Source organism: Anaeromassilibacillus sp. SJQ-5, assembly GCF_054108045.1.
This window is the reverse complement of record NZ_JBPJWQ010000001.1, coordinates 2,840,226-2,854,018: the sequence shown is the minus strand read 5'-3', so window position 1 is coordinate 2,854,018 and position 13,793 is coordinate 2,840,226. Positions and strand designations below refer to the sequence as shown.

The window sequence follows — 13,793 nt, the reverse complement described above, 5'->3', positions numbered from 1 at the left end:
GCCGTTGGGGCGGGTTTACGGCAACCCCTGAACGAAAGGATGGATGAAACGGTGAGAAGACGCTTATGCTGCTTGTTCAGCGCGCTGCTGGTGACGGCGGGTCTTGCCGGATGCGGGACCGATCAGACGGCGGCGCCCTCGACCTCGACGGAGCAGGCGCTTGCCGACACGTCCTACAGTACGGGGCTGAAGGCACAGGATGGCTTCACGCGCGTGGCGCAGACGGACGCGCTGGAACTGTTTATCAACGGAAAAACCGCCGAATTGTGCGTGCGGGAAAAGGCCGGCGATCGCCGCTGGTATTCTACCCCTCAAGAGGGGGAGGGTCGTCAGGCGCTCCTTGCGCAGATCGAGCTGCGTTACGCCAACAGCAAAAGCCAGATAAGCACGATGAACAGCTACGCCGACGCGGTGGAGCTCGGGCAATTCGTCTGGGAGGCCTGCGAGGGCGGCGTGCGGGTGGTATATGACATCGGCAAGCGGAAAAAGGTGTATACCATGCCCACGGTTATCACCAAAACGCGCTTCGAGCAGGTGCTGTTGGCCGGCCTGTCCGAGACGGATAAAACCACGGTGCGCGGCTTTTATACCGCCTACTCCTTGTCCTCCGCCTCCTCCCAGGTGGTTAGGGAGGAGCTTATCTCCAAGTATCCCCGCATTCAGGACGACGACGTCTATGTCCTGATGGACGGCCTGGCGGATTTTGCCGCCGCCCGCCTGGAGGCGGTTATCGTTTCCGGCGGCTATACCCAGGAGGAGTTGGAGAAGGACAACGCCGAGAATCAGGTGGCCGCTCCGGAGGCCTCCATCACCTTCCGGGTGCCGGTGGAGTACACCCTGGACAAGGACGGCTTTGTGGCCCGGGTGGTGACGGAGGATATCCAGTGTCCCTCCTCCGCCCACCTGCTCACCCTGTCCCTGCTGCCCTATTTCGGCGCGGCGGGGAAGAAGGAGGAGGGCTATATGCTGGTGCCGGACGGCAGTGGCGCCCTCATTCGCCTGAACAACGGAAAGGCCTCCCAAGGGCTGTACCAGGCGGGCCTGTATGGCGACAACCTGACCGCCGGCCGCTCCGACGTGCTCACCGAGAAGCAGGCGGTTCCCCTGCCGGTCTATGGCATGCGGCGGCAGACCGCCGGCTTTCTGGCGATTATCGAAAGCGGCGACGCGCTGGCCGCGGTGAACGCCGCCGTCAGCGGCGGCGCCAATCGTTTCAACTATGTGTATCCAAGCTTCACCCTCAACCAGGCCGAGGCGGCGGATGTGCCCTATTATATGGCCACCAGCATGTATTTTTATCAAAAAACCATGACGCGAGAGGATTTGCAGGTGCGGTATTGCTTCCTGAACGGGGAAGACAGCACCTATTCCGGCATGGCCCGCCGGTATCAGCAGTACCTGCTGGACGCCGGCACCCTGCGCCTGCGTCCCGAGGCGAAGCCCGCCCTCTATCTGAGCCTGCTTGGCGCCATCGATTACGAGGACGACATTGTCGGCATTCCGGTGCAAAAGACCGTGGCGCTGACCACCTTTGATCAGGCCCGCGGCATCGTCGAACAGCTGCGGGAGCAGGGCGTGGACAGCGTGGCTGTCCTCTATGAGGGCTGGGCCAACGGCGGCCTGCGGCACAGCGCCATGGACAGCCTGAAGGTGCAAAAGCAGCTGGGCGGCAGCAAAGGGATGGCCGCATTTGAGGAGTATATGCAGCAAAACGGCGACCGGGTATACTGGGACATCGATCTGCAGTACGTCCACCGCAACGGGCTGTTTGACGGGTATAAGGCCATGAGCGACGCGCCCAAGTCCATTATGGGAAAAACCGCCGGAGCCGACGTGTTTCATCTGGTGACCGGCCGGAAAACCGGGACGGTCAACCTGCTGTCCCCCGGCAAATATCTGGCCTTTGCCGAGAGGTCGCTGCAAAGCCTTTCCAAGCTGCCGGGCCGCGGCGTGTCGCTCAGCGGCTTGGGCAGCACCCTGTATGCGGATTTCTCCGAAAGCGCCTTTGTGAACCGGCAGCAGGCCGCGCGCAACGCCTCGGAGGTGTTCCGCCGCTTCAGCGACGCGGGCAGGGTGTTGGGCAACCGGCCCTCGGCGTACGCGCTGGCCGGCCTCGAGGAGGTTGTGAATCTCCCCGCGGACAGCAACGGCCACTATCTGCTGGATGAGGAAATCCCGTTTTATCAGATGGTGCTCCACGGCTGCCTGCCCTACGCCGGGGAGCCGGTGAATTACGCGAATAACACCGCCGAGGCGGCGCTTAAGCTGATTGAAACCGGCGCCATGCCCGGCTTTGAATGGATGTACCAGCCCAATTATGTGCTGCACGACGTGGATTCCACGTATGTGGCCGTTTCCTACAGGGAGTGGCTGGACGAGGCTGTGAGCTTGTACAAGAAGGTGGCGGGCGCCCTGTCCGGCGTAGCCGGTCAGCGGATCGTCTCCCATGCCGAGGCGGCGCCGGACGTCTACCGCACTGGCTACGAGGACGGCACGGCCATTTATACCAATTATGGCAGCGCCCCGATCACAGTGGGCGGCGTGACGGTGGCCGCCAAGGATTACGCGGCGGTGAAGGAGGGAGCGCATCCATGAGAACCAAAAAACGCCTGTCCATCAGCGGAAGAAAAGCGTTGACCGGCTGGGTGTTCAGTATCCCCTTCCTCATCGGATTTTTCCTGTTTTTCCTGGTGCCGGTCATCCACTCCGGCATCCTCAGCTTTCACACCATCACCGCCGGCCCCACCATGAAATTCGTGGGCTGGCAGCACTATTACGATCTGTTTTTTACCAATGCCGAATATATCCCCAAGCTCAAGGAGAGCCTGCTTAATTTGCTTATCGATTTCCCCTGCATCCTGCTGTTCAGCTTTTTCATCGCCACCATCCTCAACCAGCGGTTTCACGGGCGGACGGTGGCCCGGGCGGTGTTCTTCCTGCCGGTGGTCATCTACAGCGGCGTGCTGGCTATGATGCAGAGCAATCAAATCCAGGACGTGACCATGAGCAATATCACCGCGGAGGCGGCGGGCGAGGGGACCGGCATCCTGCAAATCAACCAGATGGTGGCCGGCCTGCTGGGAACGCTGAACCTGAGCGGCGGCCTGCTGGATTTCGTGCAGACAGCGGTGGATCGGGTGCAGGACATTACCATGGCCTCCGGCGTGCAGATTCTCATCTTCCTCGCCGGCCTGCAGACCATATCTCCCTCCCTGTACGAGGCCTCCACCATGGAAGGCGCCACCGGCTGGGAGAATTTCTGGAAGGTAACCTTCCCCATGATCAGTCCCATCATCCTGGTCAACGCCGTGTATACCATCATTGATTCCATGGCGGGCCTGAATAACCCCATTATCGATAAAATTTACTATGAATCGGTCGTTTACGGGCGGCACGGCCCGGCGGCGGCTATGAGCTGGCTTTATTTTCTGATTATCTCGGCGGTGCTGCTGGTGTTTATCGCCATCGCCTCCCGCAAGGTGTATTACGAGGACGCACGGTGAAAGGAGGAACCACCATGGCAAATGGCCATATCCGCAGGCACGCCACGCTCTACCGCACCCAGAAATGGGTCTGGAGCCTGTTTCGGGCGGTGCTGCTCATCGGCCTCGGCTTTATCATTCTGGAACCGGTGATTATGCAACTGTCCACCTCCTTCAAAAGCATCAGCGACCTGTACGACGGGTCGGTTTATCTGGTGGCCAAATCCCCGACGGTGAACAACTACCGGCGGGTGTGGGAATACCTGGACTATCCCGTCCGGTTTGTCAATTCCCTGCTGTATTCCCTGGCCTGCTCCCTGCTTCAGCTGATGAGCTGCACCTTGGTGGCCTACGGCATCTCCCGGTTCCGCTTCCGGGGCCGGAACTTGATTCTGGGCATGGTGATTTTCACCCTAGTGATCCCGCCGCAGACGGTGCTGCTGTCCCTGTATTTCCAGTTTCAGTATTTCAGCCCCCTGTCCATTTTCTCCCTGGGTATGTCCCTGCAAGGGGCCAATCTCATCGGCACCCCCTGGCCTCTGCTCATCCTGTCCGCCACGGCGGTGGGCTTTAAGAACGGCCTGTATATCTTTATGCTGCGCCAGCATTTCAAAAATGTGCCCAAGGAATTGGAGGAGGCGGCCAGCATCGACGGCTGCGGCGCTTTTCAGACCTTTTTCCGGGTCATCCTGCCCGGGGCGAAGCCCATGCTGTCCTCCATTCTGCTGTTCTCCTTCGTCTGGCAGTGGAACGACTATTTCTACACCACGACCCTGACCCCGGGTATGAAGATATTCACCACCGTCATCTCGGGCGTCGGGCACAACATCGCCCGGGGCGACGGGCAGGTGATCGGCAATATGCAGAACATGCTCTACGACAGCGCCGCCTTTATCCTGTTCATCATTCCCTTGATTGTCCTCTATCTGTTCACCCAGAAGGGCTTTGTGCAAAGCATCGAACGCAGCGGCCTGGTAGGCTGACGCTTTCGGCAACGCGTGTCCATTAATTGATATAGAAGGAGTGGTTGACATGTTCCATGGCGGAAAATTCAGGCGGGGTGCGGCGGTGCTTCTGGCCGCTGTTCTCACGGCGGGGCTGGCCGCGGGCTGCGGCGACAAACCGGCGGTATCCTCCGGCAGCTCACAGAGCGCCGGCTTGTCGGTCAAAACCGTGGATCTGAAGCAGCGCAAAATCCGTATCTACCAGTATGGCTTCCGGAAAGCCAGCATCACGGATACCGAGGACGGCCGCCGGCTGATGAACCGGGTGGCGGAAATTGAAAAAGCCTTCAACTGCGTCATCGAGCTGCCCGAGGACGATGACTACACCGCCGTCTGGAACGCCACCATGGCGGGACAGCCCAGCTTCGACATCATGAGCGTGGCCGCCCCTCATTTGTTCGCCCAACCGGCCACCAACGGCATTTTTCAGGATTTGAACCAGTTCAAGGACGCGCTGGATTTCAGCGCCGACAAATGGAGCGATCAGACCAACGGCCTGTACCAGCTCTCCGGCAAGCAGTTCGCCTGCGCCGCCGAGAGCGAAGGGGTCAACAGCCTGACGGGCAACCTGGTCATGTATTTCAACAAACGGCTGCTCAAGCAGGCCGGCTATAACCCGGACGATTTATATACCATGCAGAAGGACGGCACCTGGACATGGAGCAAGTTCGAGGAAATGGCGTCCAAGGTGGCGGCCCTGTCTTCCGGCGGCGACACCGTCTGGGGCTGTGTCAACAACGCGAGCCAGCTGTACAACAGCCTCTGCGTTTCCAATGGCCTGAACTGGATTACCAAGGATCAGCAGGGTGTGCATTTCAGCGCGGACGATCCCAAATGCATGGCGGCCATGGACTTCCTGCTCAAGCTGCGGGGGAACAACGTCATCCCGCAGGAGGATTCCTTCAACGACTACAAGATGTTCCTGGAGGGCAAGGCCGGCTTCATTCCCGAATACCTGGAGCGGCTGCAGCATAAGGACGGCTACGGCGGCATGCAGGACGATTTCGGCCTGGTGATGTTCCCGAAGCCGGAAGGCGCCTCCTCCTACATCTCCATCAACGACTGGTTCAGCGGCTGGGCCATCCTCACCGGCGTCAAGGAGCCGGAGAAGGTGGCGCTGGTGCTCAACGCCCTGACCGAGCCTCTCTATCCCGATCGGGAAGAGATGCAGAAGACCCAGAACTCCACGTATATGTCCTGGGTGCGGGACGAGGGGTCCATGGATGTGTTCCCGCTGGTGAAAGCCAACTCCGTCATCTCTCCCATGGGCTTCGCCTCTCCGGTGGACGCACAGTGGAAAGAGCAGGTCGGCAAAATCCTCAAGGGGGAAAAGACCTCCGCCCAGGCCATTCAGGAAGTCAAGAGCCAGTACACCGATACTCTGGAAGGGCTTTGGACCCTGACGGAATAATAAATAAAAAGGAGAAATTGCCATGAAGTACGCCGTGATTCTCGGGAACGTGGGTTCCTGCTCCGACCGGTATATGACCGGCGGCTATTCCGAACCGTTCACCGTTGAGCAGCTGTTCGAGCGGCTGTCCACCATTGATAACGTCCACGCGGTGGAATTCGTCGGGGGCTGGCAGCTGACGCTGGACAATCGGCAGATGGTGAAGGAACAGCTGGAAAAATATAAGCTCACCCCCGTGTCCATCATTCCGGATCATTTCGGCAGGCCCATCTGGGGGCTGGGCGCCTTTACCCATCCCGATCCGGACGTGCGCCAAGCGGCGGTGAAGGAAACCATGGACATGGTGGAGGCCGCCCGGTTTATCGGCTGCGATACCATCAGCATCTGGAACGGCCAGGACGGCTATGATTATCCCCTCCAGGCCAATTACGCCGACGCCTCCAAGTGGCTGGTGGAAGGGCTGCGGGAATGCGCGCTGGCGGCTCCCGACATCCGCTTCAGCCTGGAATACAAGCCCAAGGAGCCCCGCAACCACAGCTTTATTTCCAATGTGTGGTCGGCCATCACCTACGCCCGGGAATGCGCGCTGCCCAACGTGGGCGTGACCATCGACGTGGGGCACTCGCTGGAGGCCTATGAGAATGTGGCGGAGGCTATCTGCGCCGCCGCTTCCCGGGGCCTGCTGTTCCACATGCACATCAACGACAACTACCGCCTGTGGGACGACGATATGATCACCGGCTCCATCCACACCATTGAATATCTGGAAATTTTCTATTGGCTCAGGAAAATGGGCTACGACGGCTATGTTTCGGTGGATCAGTATCCCTACCGGGAAAACAGCCGGGACGCGGTCAACGAGAGCATCCAGTGGATGACCGCGCTGGAAAAGGCCGCCGATCGCCTCGATCCCGCGAAAATGGACGCCATCCTCGCCAAAAACGACGCCGTGGCCTCCACGCGCTATGTCCGAGAAATTCTTTTCGGCTGAGGACGGCCGGGCCGAAGGAGGGCCGACGCCATGGACGGAACCATACGGCTGACCTGCGAATTCTTGCACAATCCCCTGGGCATCCAGACCGCTCGTCCCCGCTTTTCCTGGTACAGCGACGAGCCGAAGGGGATGCAGGCCGGCTGGCGCATCCGCGTGGCCGCCAGCGAAGAGGACCTGCGCGGCGGGCCCCTGCTGTGGGACAGCGGGCCGGTGGCCTCCGGGCGCTGCACCGCGATCCCCTATGAAGGGGTCACGCTGGAAAGCCGGCGGCGGTACTGGTGGCGGCTGACCCTCTCCCTCGCAGGGGAGGACGAACCGCTGGAAAGCGCCCCTGCCTGGTTTGAAACCGGCATTCTCTCGCCTGGCGAGTGGCAGGCGGACTGGATGGCGGCCCCGGCTCATACCTATGGGGTCACCGACTGGTTCCGCCGCCCCTTCCGTCTGGCTGCCCCGCCGGTGTCGGCCCGCCTGTACATCAGCGGTATCGGATACTGCGAAGCGTTCCTGAACGGGGAAAAAATAGGGGATCGGCTGCTGGATCCCGGCTGGACCGATTACCGCCGTCGGGTATTGTACAGCGTTTATGACATCACCCCGTATCTGCGCGAGGGGGAGAACGTCCTGGGGGTGGAGCTGGCGGAGGGCTGGTACGGCCACCGCCACGAGAGCTTCGACAGGTTCATGGGCGGCCAGCCCGCGTTCCAGGGCACCCCGCGGCTGCTGCTGGAGGCGGATATCCGCCTGGCCGACGGCGGCAGGGTGCGGCTCTTGTCCGGCCCCGCGGGCGGGTTTTCCACCCATCCCGGCGCCGTGGTGGAAAATGGCGTCTATGACGGGGAGGTGTATGACGCCCGGCGGGAACAGCCCGGCTGGGCGTGCCCCGGCCCCGTCGGCGCGGCGTGGAAGCCCGTCGAGGCGGCGGAGCCTCCCGGCGGCGTGTTGACCGCGCAGCTGATGCCTCCCATCCGCCGGTTGGATACGCTGACGCCCCGCTGCCTGTTGCGGGTGGCCGATGGCCGCCTGGTGGCGGATTTCGGCCGGAACTTCGCCGGCTGGGTGACCATGACGGTGCGGGGCCCCGCCGGTGCGGCCGTCACCGTCCGCACGGGGGAGACCCTGCGGCCGGACGGCCGGGTCAACCAGGAGAATCTGCGCGGAGCCAAAAGCCGGGATCGCTACATTCTCAAAGGGGAGGACCGGGAAACCTGGCACCCCCGTTTTACCTATCACGGCTTCCGCTACGCGGAATTCGAGCTGCCCGCCGGGGTGGAGCTGCTGGCGGCCGAGGGGCAGGAGGTGGCGACCGGTGTGGAGCAGACCGGCCGCTTCTCCTGCAGCGATCCGGTGCTGGAAGGCTGCTTCGCCGCCATGATCCATACCGAGCGGAGCAACATGCACAGCGTCCCCACCGACTGCCCCCAGCGGGACGAGCGGATGGCATGGCTCAATGACATGACCGTCCGGTGCGAGGAGGCCATGTTCAACTTCGACGTGCGCCTCTTTTATGAAAAATGGCTGCTGGACATCGCTGACGCGCAGACTCCGGAGGGTTCGATTCCTGATACCGCCCCCCACGTCTATTGCGGGAACCCCGCTTTCCATGTCTCCAGCTGCTTTGTCCTCATCCCCTGGCTGATGTACCAGCTGTATGGCGACGATACCATGATGCATACGTTATATGAACCCATGAAGCGGTACGTCCGCTTTCTGGCCTCCCAGCGAGGGACGGACGGCCTCATCGGCCCCCCGTATTTCGGGGAGTGGGCGCCGCCCGCCGCCGAATGCAATCCCGACAGCCCCTGGAGCGCCGAACCGGTGCATATCCCCACCGGCCTCATCGCCACCGGTTATCTCGCCTACGACTGCCGGCTACTGGCCGCCATGGCCGAGCGGACCGGCCGCGCGGAGGACGCGACCGCCTTCCGCTCGCTGTTCCGGGAGACGGCCGACAGCCTGAACGCTGCCTATTATCAGCCGGAGGAAGGGCATTACGGCGGGGCGCAGGCCTGCGATATTTTCCCCCTCTTTCTCGGCATCGCTCCCGCGCCGCAGCGGGTGTTCCGCCACCTGCTGGCGGATCGGCAGGCCCACGGCGGCCATATCACCACCGGCAACCAGATGACGAAATACTGGTTCGAGGTGCTGGACGCCTTCGGCCGCAATGACGTGGCCCTGCAGATGGCCAGTGACACCACCTATCCCAGCCTCGGCTTTATGCTGGCAAACGGGGCTACCACCCTGTGGGAGCGATGGGAAAACCTGGACGGCAGCGGCATGAACTCCCATAACCACCCCATGAACGGGGCCTGTACCGTCTGGTATTACAAATCGTTGGCCGGCATCCGCCCCGATGGAGAGGGCTGCTACACCGTCACCCCCGCCGTCGAACTGCCCATCGACTGGGTGAACGCTTCGGTGGCAGCGCCCGGCGGGCGGCTGGCCGTGCTGTTCTGGCGGGAGGAGGGCGGTACGGTGGTGGATGTAACCGTGCCCTTCAACACCCGCGTCGCCCTGAAGCTCCCATCCGGAAACCGCCCAATCGTCTGCAACGGGCAGACAGTGGAAACGGCGGCGGGGGAGGACGGCTACCGGACAATCCCCCTGTCGGCCGGCCACTATCGCTGCCATATTCTGCCGGTTTGAAGCCCTAGGTAAGCGATGATGAAATCCAGTGGATGGATTTCCCCACTAAGCCGCCGCTGAGCCGCTAGGCGTGATTTAATCAGTGCTTACCTAGCACGGCGGAAAGTTAGATTTGTATTATATCGTCTTAGCACCGTCCATTTTTATAGATAAAAAGGAATTGTATAATAAAGAGGAAGTTGGGCAAAGTATCCAGTCCGCACTCCCGGAAGAAAGCCGGGGGTCTTACCCGATGGGTCTGACGCCACACATGGCGTAAACACCATAGAAAGAAAGGAAGAACGAAAAATGAGTACGAAACTCAAATCGGTGGTATCCCTGGTTGCCGGTATGGCTATGCTCATGAGCGTTGGCGTGGGAACCGCTATGACAGCCGGCGCCGCAGAAGCGCAAACCCCTCTGGTCCAGCTGGTGGAAGAGGACGGTGGCACGACGGTTCTGGACAAAGATACCTTGACCGACGGCGCCGGTACCCCCTGGAAAAGCATGTATCTGGTTTTCGAGAAGGAGCTTAACTCCTACGCCTCCGCGGACGACTGCGTCGCCGCCATGGGCGAGTTTATCACTGTTAACGGAGCTACCTTGAAAAACGGATTCACCGGCATGGGCGGTTTCGGCCGGGCTATCAGTCCCTACACGGTGGATTTCCTCAGCGCGGATAACGATCCCAAAATGAACGCCAAAACCCTGCGCCTGGACACCAACCGCAACGAATGGGCGGATCACTACATCGAGGGCGGCAATACCGGCCTGACCATCTCCCCTCGCCCCCAGTCCGACGACTCTAAGGTCAATGAGGTGAAAATCCTGAAGGGCTTCCCCCTCAAGGACGGTCCCCTAGATCGCACCATCACCATCACCAGCTCCAAAGCCACTGAAAACAAGTGGGTGGTGGACGATCCCGGTTCCCAGGACGTCGTCACCGATCCCAACGAGGGCAAGCCTCTGGAAATTTCCATGGGCACCTTCGAGGTGGACGGCAAGGAGTACCCCGTCCTTCCTGCGGCTGTCCAGGTTCCGTACGGCGCGGTGAAAATCCAGTTCTCCCGGCCACTGTACTGCGGCACCTCGCAGGAGGAAATCCTGGAGGCCGTGGGCGAACGCATTCTCACCAAGGGCCATACCCTCACCAGTCTGTACAAGGATTCCGACGCTCAGGGCATTCCGGGAAAAACCCTTATGTTTGACCTGAGCGCCGATAAGCGCACCCTGGTCATCTATGCCCGCTGGGATACGATTGGCGGCAGCGACGGCGGCTTCTACTATTATGTGGACGATAAGGGCGCCGTGACCACCGATGAAATAGAGCTGACCTTCCGCAAGGGCTTGGCCTACGGCCTGACCGGGGAAGAGAAGCTGGACGCTGATTACCGCGCGGTTTGGGACAAGGAAAAGTGGACCATCGTGGATCCCAACGCCGAACCGGATCTGGACGGCGTGAAGGTGACTGTCAACATGACCGACGCGGACGGCGGCCCCGGCATCACCGACGCCAAGTCGGGTGAGAGCTGGACCTCGGTCGCCCGTATCGTGTTCAGCGCGCCCCTGACCGTGGAGGATATCTCTCCCGACGCCCTGATGGCGCAATTCGGCAAATACGTCACCATCAACACCGGCACGGCGGATAAGGCCTATCAGCTCAACAACGCGGGCGGCACCGGCGTGCAGCACGCTATTTCCTTCGGCATCAGCGCCGATCGCACCGCCCTTATCGTGTATTCCGATGTCACCATGGCCAATGCCGGCGCCCTGCTGGTGGATCGCGACAACTTCGTCATCGTCTCCAAGGACTTCCCCATCACCAGCAAGAAAACCCTGGAACGGGACGTGGCCTTCGAATATGCCAAGGATACCGGCGCCTGGACGGTGATCGACCCCTATACGGGCGACGATACCAGCAGCGATTCCTCCAGCAGCGACCCTGCCTCCACTCCTGAAGAGAGCGGCGGCGACAGCAGCACGGACGAGATTCCCGTCACCGGCGTGGCGGCCCCCGTCGCGGCTGTGGCGGTTCTGGCTGCCGCGTGCGGCGCTATCGTCCTGACAGCCCGCCGGAAGCGTTCCTGATTGACCGCCCGCTCTCCGGACGCTGCCCGACTGTATCTAAAAAGTGAGGTTTGACTATGCTCACCAGGTTTCGCGATTTCGTTGTGAAAAATAAGCTGTATGTCGGCATCGGCGGCGTGGCGCTGGCGCTGTGCGTCGTGGTCGCGGTGGTGTTCGGCGTGTTGGCTGGGCAGCCGTCCGGGCTCCCGGTGGACAACAATTCCGTGCTCTCCTCTCAGGAATCCGGATCCGACGCCGTGTCCTCCTCGCCCGAGGAGAGCGGCGCCGCCGATCCCTCCGGGGAGGGCAGCACCACCGGCGGCACGACCGGCGCCGACTCGTCCGGCGGCGCAACCCGGACGAAATCCACCACCAAAGCCACCGGCAACAGCGCCAACCAGGCGATCATCGGCCATACCATTTATTCTGCCGACACCTCCAAGAACGGGTATAACACCTATAATATCGTGGGCGTGGATAACCTGGGCCGCACCTTCTCCACCCTGTCGTCGGAGAAAAGCGGCAAGCAGGTGGGCATATTCGCCGCGGCGGCCGAAGGCAACGGGGAACCGGAGCTGGCCATGGGCATCTACGACAATTCCAAGATCCTGGCCATGCCCAACGGTCTCAAGCTGCTGACCGATCCAAAATCCTACAACAGCGACATCAGTCCCGTGTGGCAGCCCCATTTCTGGGCCGAACCGGTCTGGGGCTATTACCGCGGCCGGGATAAATGGGTCATCCGCCGGCAGCTGGAAATGATGGCAATCGCCAACATCGACTTTATCGTCTATGACGTCTCCAACGGCGTCAACGAGAAGCAGCAGAATTTCGAGGATCCGAACAACAACTCCTACGCGCAGATTATGAAAACCGTGGAAGAACTGACCGCCGAGGGCTGGAAGGTACCGAAAATCGCCTTTTACACCCACTCCCGTTCCAGCGACGTGGTGCGCATGCTCTACAATAAGCTGTATAAAAAGGGCCTGTACAAAAACGCCTGGTATATGGTGAACGGCAAACCCTTCATCGTGGGGTATACCAACCTGAAGGATGAAATCGAAGAGGCGGACAGCCGGGGAGACACCTCCTACAAGCCCACCGCCCTGTCTTCCGAAATCATGAATTTCTTCTCCTGGCGGGAAGCCCAGTGGCCCCAGGAAACCTTCCGGGACAACGGCTTCCCCTGGATGGAATGGAGCTGGCCCGCCCCGATACACAACGGGGTCATCAACGTCACCACCGCCGCCCATCCCGGCGTACCCATGTCCTTCTCCGTGACCCGCCCCGGCTGGATCAACTGGGGTCGTGGCTGGGATCCCCGCACCAAGAAAAACGTGAGCGCCAATGTGGATAAAGGATCCTTTTACCAGGACACCTGGGATACGGTTTTCAAGAATCAGGACAAGGTGAACACGGTGTTCATCGGCGAGTGGAACGAATGGTGCTCCATGAAGCAGATGTGGGATGGGGAGTACATGTTCGCCGATGAGTTCAACGCCGAGTATTCCCGGGACATTGAACCGATGATCGGCGGCTTCGAGGACAACTTCTATATGCAGACCATCCAAAATATCCGCAAATTCAAAGGCAACAGCGGCGGCGGATCCGGCACCAAGAAAACCATCGACATCCGGGCGAGCGCCAATCAGTGGAAGGATGTCGCAACCATCTACCGCAGCATCGGCACCACCGGCCTTGCCCGGGACAGCTACGGCGCCTCCGACGTCATCACCTATAAGCAGGCCGCCCCCCGCAATAACCTGCAGGAGGTCAAGATGGCCAACGACGGCGAAAACGTCTATCTGTATATTCGCAGCGAAAAGGCCATCACCGCCTACGACGGAAAATCCTCCAACTGGATGAATATCCTCATCGGTACCGGCAGCGTCGGCTCCAAGGGCTGGGAGGGCTATGAGTACATCGTCAACCGCAGCCCGAAGAATACCGGCAAAACCTCGGTGGAGAAGCTGGACGCCAGCGGCAAGGCCTCCTCCGCGGGTACCGCGGAGTATACCGTCGACGGCAACGTCATGCAGGTGAAAATTCCCCTGAGCGTGCTGGGCGGAAACGCCAAAAAGGGCCTGTATATCAAGGTGGCCGACAACGTGGAAAAGCCCACCGATATGATGAGCTACTACAACAGCGGCAAATCTCTGCCCCTGGGCCGTGTCAGCTATCAGTACGCGGTGAAATGACCGCGCCGGCCCGCC

The 13,793-nt window shown here is 60.9% G+C and carries 8 protein-coding genes; all 8 read left to right on the top strand.

Translation table 11 applies throughout. The features are described from left to right. Nucleotides 1–51 precede the first annotated feature (51 nt). The 8 genes from ACSAMM_RS12135 (at nucleotide 52) to ACSAMM_RS12100 (ending at nucleotide 13,778) form a co-directional block, all read left to right on the top strand. Nucleotides 52–2,595 (top strand): DUF5696 domain-containing protein, encoded by a 2,544-nt coding sequence (locus tag ACSAMM_RS12135; RefSeq protein WP_457791630.1) that lies wholly within the window; start codon nucleotides 52–54, stop codon nucleotides 2,593–2,595. Further along, the gene (locus ACSAMM_RS12130; RefSeq protein WP_178726179.1) at nucleotides 2,592–3,503 is read left to right on the top strand and encodes an ABC transporter permease subunit; all 912 of its coding nucleotides are present in this window, start codon (nucleotides 2,592–2,594) and stop codon (nucleotides 3,501–3,503) included. The genes ACSAMM_RS12135 and ACSAMM_RS12130 overlap by 4 nt, the downstream gene beginning before the upstream one ends. 14 nt (nucleotides 3,504–3,517) lie before the next feature. Beyond that, nucleotides 3,518–4,465, top strand: coding sequence for an ABC transporter permease subunit (locus ACSAMM_RS12125; RefSeq protein ID WP_178726177.1), 948 nt, complete (start codon nucleotides 3,518–3,520; stop codon nucleotides 4,463–4,465). 49 nt (nucleotides 4,466–4,514) lie between these two features. Then, nucleotides 4,515–5,897 carry an extracellular solute-binding protein gene (locus tag ACSAMM_RS12120; protein WP_178726175.1) on the top strand — a complete coding sequence of 461 codons (1,383 nt, stop codon included), beginning with the start codon at nucleotides 4,515–4,517 and terminating at the stop codon, nucleotides 5,895–5,897. 22 nt (nucleotides 5,898–5,919) lie between these two features. Next, entirely contained in the window at nucleotides 5,920–6,888 is a 969-nt protein-coding gene (locus ACSAMM_RS12115) for a sugar phosphate isomerase/epimerase family protein (protein WP_457791628.1), read from the top strand. A gap of 30 nt (nucleotides 6,889–6,918) precedes the next feature. After that, nucleotides 6,919–9,534, top strand: a complete 2,616-nt coding sequence (locus tag ACSAMM_RS12110; protein WP_457791626.1) for a family 78 glycoside hydrolase catalytic domain — start codon at nucleotides 6,919–6,921, stop codon at nucleotides 9,532–9,534. Nucleotides 9,535–9,822: 288 nt separating this feature from the next. Then, nucleotides 9,823–11,601: a hypothetical protein gene (locus ACSAMM_RS12105; RefSeq protein WP_457791624.1), complete on the top strand. Its 1,779-nt coding sequence runs from the start codon at nucleotides 9,823–9,825 to the stop codon at nucleotides 11,599–11,601. A 56-nt stretch (nucleotides 11,602–11,657) separates the two neighbouring features. Continuing rightward, nucleotides 11,658–13,778, top strand: coding sequence for a hypothetical protein (locus tag ACSAMM_RS12100; protein ID WP_457791623.1), 2,121 nt, complete (start codon nucleotides 11,658–11,660; stop codon nucleotides 13,776–13,778). The last annotated feature ends 15 nt before the right edge of the window (nucleotides 13,779–13,793 follow it).

What these genes read in the sequence shown, in the direction of transcription:
- ACSAMM_RS12130 (WP_178726179.1), top strand. Translation starts at nt 2,592, where the DNA reads ATGAGAACCAAAAAACGCCTGTCCATCAGCGGAAGAAAAGCGTTGACC.
- ACSAMM_RS12125 (WP_178726177.1), top strand. Translation starts at nt 3,518, where the DNA reads ATGGCAAATGGCCATATCCGCAGGCACGCCACGCTCTACCGCACCCAG.
- ACSAMM_RS12120 (WP_178726175.1), top strand. Translation starts at nt 4,515, where the DNA reads ATGTTCCATGGCGGAAAATTCAGGCGGGGTGCGGCGGTGCTTCTGGCC.
- ACSAMM_RS12115 (WP_457791628.1), top strand. Translation starts at nt 5,920, where the DNA reads ATGAAGTACGCCGTGATTCTCGGGAACGTGGGTTCCTGCTCCGACCGG.
- ACSAMM_RS12110 (WP_457791626.1), top strand. Translation starts at nt 6,919, where the DNA reads ATGGACGGAACCATACGGCTGACCTGCGAATTCTTGCACAATCCCCTG.
- ACSAMM_RS12105 (WP_457791624.1), top strand. Translation starts at nt 9,823, where the DNA reads ATGAGTACGAAACTCAAATCGGTGGTATCCCTGGTTGCCGGTATGGCT.
- ACSAMM_RS12100 (WP_457791623.1), top strand. Translation starts at nt 11,658, where the DNA reads ATGCTCACCAGGTTTCGCGATTTCGTTGTGAAAAATAAGCTGTATGTC.